The organism is Vibrio ouci (assembly GCF_004551525.1).
GTDB lineage: Bacteria > Pseudomonadota > Gammaproteobacteria > Enterobacterales > Vibrionaceae > Vibrio > Vibrio ouci.
Genome location: NZ_SATR01000091.1, coordinates 1 through 4,564, shown reverse-complemented (window position 1 = coordinate 4,564; position 4,564 = coordinate 1). Strand labels below are relative to the sequence as shown.

Annotated in this window: 5 protein-coding genes; all 5 read left to right on the top strand. The window is 37.4% G+C overall.

Translation table 11 applies throughout. The features are described from left to right. The first annotated feature begins 190 nt into the window (after positions 1 to 190). A complete protein-coding gene (locus tag ELS82_RS23320; protein ID WP_134837565.1) occupies positions 191 to 2,011 on the top strand; it encodes a DNA methyltransferase in 1,821 nt (606 codons plus the stop codon). A gap of 155 nt (positions 2,012 to 2,166) precedes the next feature. Beyond that, on the top strand, positions 2,167 to 2,415 hold the full coding sequence (locus tag ELS82_RS23310) for a hypothetical protein (RefSeq protein ID WP_134837564.1): 249 nt from the start codon (positions 2,167 to 2,169) through the stop codon (positions 2,413 to 2,415). A 167-nt stretch (positions 2,416 to 2,582) separates the two neighbouring features. Then, the gene (def, locus tag ELS82_RS23305) at positions 2,583 to 3,086 is read left to right on the top strand and encodes a peptide deformylase (RefSeq protein WP_134837563.1); all 504 of its coding nucleotides are present in this window, start codon (positions 2,583 to 2,585) and stop codon (positions 3,084 to 3,086) included. 144 nt (positions 3,087 to 3,230) lie between these two features. Then, positions 3,231 to 3,788, top strand: a complete 558-nt coding sequence (locus ELS82_RS23300) for a hypothetical protein (protein ID WP_029857376.1) — start codon at positions 3,231 to 3,233, stop codon at positions 3,786 to 3,788. Between the two features lie 180 nt (positions 3,789 to 3,968). After that, on the top strand, positions 3,969 to 4,564 hold a 596-nt coding region (locus ELS82_RS23290), incomplete at its 3' end, for a hypothetical protein (RefSeq protein WP_208733268.1).

Genomic DNA, 4,564 nt, shown 5'->3' with positions numbered 1-4,564 from the left:
TTCCGAGGGTTACTTTGAGTAAACACATAACAAACTGTTCAAGAGGGATTCGCAACGCGTGGCATTTTTACTATGCGTTGGTTTTAGTGTTTAAGGTGGTATGCAGCGGCTTTGGTATGGCGTTGCTCACCCCTTAACAGGGCGTTAGCTATCTCCTTAATCTTTATATAATTATACTAAGGCTATAAACTTGAAAAGAATATTATTTAACAATGAAGCAGATGAAATTTTGGCCAATGTTGGGTCAAATAAAGCGAAGCTAGTATATTTAGATCCTCCTTTTTATTATGAGGGTAACTTCATAGAGTATTTTCAGTATCTAGAGTTGATTCTTATAAAGTCTCGAGAGATTTTGAGCCAAGATGGTTTCTTAGTTATTAATAGTCAGAGGGAGTTGAGAGCAGAAATTCAAGTGCTAGTTAAACAAATTTTAGGCAAAGATAGTTTTTTTTCCGAAATCATTAACATAAGTTCAAGACCAAATCATTTATTGCATAGCTTAGCTGATTGTAATGAGCATTTATTAATATTTGGGAGGTCAAAATTATCTAAAATATATCCAATTTATGAGCCCCTAAATTTAGAAGAACAAAGAAGATATAAGAACCCAGATCATGACCCCAAAGGGCCTTATATGAAAATGACGGTCACTATAAACACTTCTAACCCTAACCTTAAATATGAATTCTGTGGTGTATTCCCAAAGTTTAATAGGGGATGGAGATATAGTAGATCCAAAATGGATGAACTGCTTAAAGAAGGGCGCCTCTTGAAACAGGGGGAAAGTATCTTTTTGAAAAGGTATTTGTCTGAAATTCCAGGAAAACAAGTAACTAATATATGGAATTGTCAGCTATCAAGTTCTGAAGCAAAAGGAAGTAGGGTTGCTCAACAACCCATTAGCTTACATAGTAGGCTAATCGAGGCACTAACAAATAAAGACGATTTAATTGTGGATCCTTACTGTGGGAGCGGTACTTCGCTGATCGCTTCAATAGAGAAAAAACGGCGTTGGCATGGTGGGGATAACTCCATGGAAGCTATAGATTTTATATTTAATAGATTAGATGAAAACGGTTTTGCGAAAAAAGTAAACTTTATCCCTTTTAATAAAAACAGTAACAATATTCACAATTACTTTGTACCTAAAATAACAAGGAAAATGTTGCACCTCATAGCCGATGAATGCAGTGTTCATTCTAAGGTAAATGAAATATCTAGTGTCAAGTTTGAACGCACTTTAGTGATTATCGTTTCAGTAGAAGAATATGCTGACTTTGGTGGGAACACTATCCCGAAAGTTAAATATGCTAATAGAGATGCTTCATTATTTAGAAATACGCTAATTAAGTATTGGGGAGTTGATGAAAATGATATTTATGAATTTAAGAATAACCAAGCCTTCAAGTCGAGTTTGGAATATGAAATTTATGGGTTAATTAATAATATTAAGGAGAACGAAAGGTTTATTTTTTATTATGCAGGGCATGGTTTTCATGATGGTACTAGTAATAGAATATCTACATATGATACTCATCCAGGTAACTTATTTAATACTAGTATCTCCCTTAGGGAGTTAATTATTGATCCAATAATACAAAGTAAATGCACATCAGCATTGTTTTTTATTGATTCCTGCGCGCAAAAAATAAGTAACGATCTATCTAGGAGGTTGTTAAAAAATATAGACCTTGAAGAATTTAAACTTCTAACAAATGAAAATTCCCATTACGCCACATACCTGTCTTGTTCTACAGGGCAAAGCTCATATTCATGTGATGAGTTACAACATGGGGTATGGACTTATCACTTATGTGCAGCGTTTGATTTATTTCTAGATGAAGTTATTCGTGGAGGAGAAATTGTTACAGATAGGTCATTGTCCACATATCTTTCTAAACATGTTTCAAGTTATATAGCGAAAAAGTTGAATTACGAGCAGTCTCCAAAAGCAATACTCGAGTCTAGTCACGAAAACTTACTAGTTAAGATTCGACCAAAAGATAGCTAACAAACTGTTTAAGAGTGATTCGCAACGCGTGGCATTTTTACTATGCGTTGGTTTTAGTGGTTAAGGTGGTATGCGGCGGCTTCGGTATTGCGTTGCTCACACCTTAACAGGGCGTTAGCACACAGGTTCAACATTCGTGGTTAAGGAATAGGTAAATGTCTAAAGATCAAATGCTTCTACATTGTGGAAACTGCAATCAGAAGACGGCTCATAGAAGGCTAAGTACATCTGAAGTAGAAGCTCAGCAACGAGTGAAGAATGGTACCAAGTCTCGTATTCTAAATATCGTTTTTGGTGTTCTACTAGGCTCAAGCAAATCAGAATCGCAGGTTAGTTACTTCAGGTGCAAGGTCTGTAATGCAGATCATGATAGCAATGAAAGTATGCCTCACGGTTTGGGTTAGCCTGTTCGTAACCCTGTGTGCTAACAATAAATTTAAGCAGATTCGTAACGCTCGGCATTTTTGCTTTGAATCAGCTTCAGTGTTTACGGCACAATGGTTTAGGTATGTAGTAGCGTTACTCACTACTTAATTTGGCGTTATGAGCTTCCAAGAATTAGAAGGAAAATATGGCAGTTTTAGAAATTCTGACTGCACCGGATCCAAGGCTTAAGGTCAAAGCGGAAAAGGTGCAAGATATTATGACGGTACAAACATTAATAGACGATATGTTGGAAACGCTATATGCGACTGACAATGGTATCGGTTTGGCGTCGACTCAAGTTGGTCGTAAAGAGGCAGTTGTTATTATCGACCTTTCAGAAAGTCGTGATGAACCGCTAATTTTGGTTAACCCAGAAGTGATTAGTGGCTCGGATAAAGCATTGGGTCAAGAAGGTTGTTTATCAGTTCCTGATTACTATGCGGACGTAGAGCGTTTTACTTCAGTTGTTGTGTCTGCTTTAGATCGCGAAGGTAAGCCAATGACCATCGAAAGTGATGAGTTTCTAGCCATCGTAATGCAGCACGAAATAGATCATTTATCGGGTAACTTGTTTATCGACTACCTTTCACCACTTAAGCGTCAAATGGCTATGAAAAAGGTTAAAAAGTACGTCAAAGCGCACACTTAACCCCGCTCATAACAATAAATTTAAGCAGATTCGTAACGCTCGGCATTTTTACTTTGAATCAGCTTCAGTGTTTACGGCACAATGGTTTAGGTAGTTGGTAGCGTTACTCACTACTTAATTTGGCGTTAGCTTGTAGGAGAACAAATGACTGTAGATTGGCGTGATAAATACATAACAGAAAAAGGTTTTCGTTTTACAGAACTAATAAACGATGACTTCTTTCAACCTTTCAGAGTCTTATATCAAGCAGGACATTATGTTTCTAGCATTAAGCTTATGCTTGTAGCTGTTGACTCGATTGGCTATATCGAGTTTGGCGAAAGCTCTAGAGGTGAAGATACCCCGTTTGTTAAATGGTTAAATGAGTATGCTGACTTAACCTCAGTCGAGGTTACTCCTAGAGAGCTTTGGGAGCATCGAAATTCACTCTTACACATGAGTAACTTGGACTCAAGGCAAGTCCAAAAAGGTAGCATAAAACGCTTGGTTGCTTATGTCGGCAGTATTCCTCCGGAAGTTGAGTTGTTGGAAGAAAATGCCAAGTATTATGACTATCGAGCATTAATACATGAGTTTGGTCAGGCTTGTAACAAGTGGATTCAATCATACAGTGACGATCCATCAAAATTTGATCAGTTCATTCAACGATACGATCTCATTGTGTCAGATTCACGTATGCTCCACATTCCACTTACAAGCTAACAAACAATTTAAGAGTGATTCAGCACGCTCGGCATTTTTGGTTTGGGTCTAGTTTAGTGATTACGGCGTCCAATTTGAGTGTTGTGGTAGCGTGCTTCACACCTTAATTGGGCGTTAGGTAAACTCCTCTCCCTCGAGTAATGAGTCAGTGTTTTTTTATAAAAGGATATCTAGCATTCTATGTTTATTATTGTTGCTTTATCTATTGTTGCTGTGCTTGTAATTGCTTTTCGATTTCGGAAAAAGAATGGTAATGAACCAAGTGTAGAAAAGGGGTACAAACCGGTATTGCGTAGCGGCATGAAAGAAGCGAAATRTTCTGGTGATATGTTCAGTTCCAAGCGTGCGGAAAGTGAGGTCGARGACAGTTCCGATTATATTCAAGAGGACTTTCTTGGAAAAGCTGCCAATGCAGGGCAGAAAGCAAAAAAGGCAATGAAGCTAAAGAATTTTGATGAGGCATGGGGCTTGTTCCATGAACAAAAATCTTTATATATACAACATGCAAATCGATCRGGTTTTACAGCAAATCAAACGTTAGCTCTCGATGCAACAGTGCATGAAGAAATGGCGAACATACTTAGGCAAGAAGGCAAGCATAATGATGCGTTAGTTCATATTGTGTATTGGGTTTTGGCAGGATCTGAACGACCAATTAAACGGCATGATMAAAAGCTTCAAGCGTATTTCAATCGTTGTAAATTTCAAAAAGTATCTTTTGAATTAGCAAAAGAAAACATGGCTAAATTGAAAATGCCAGTTAGTTTTTTAGACGC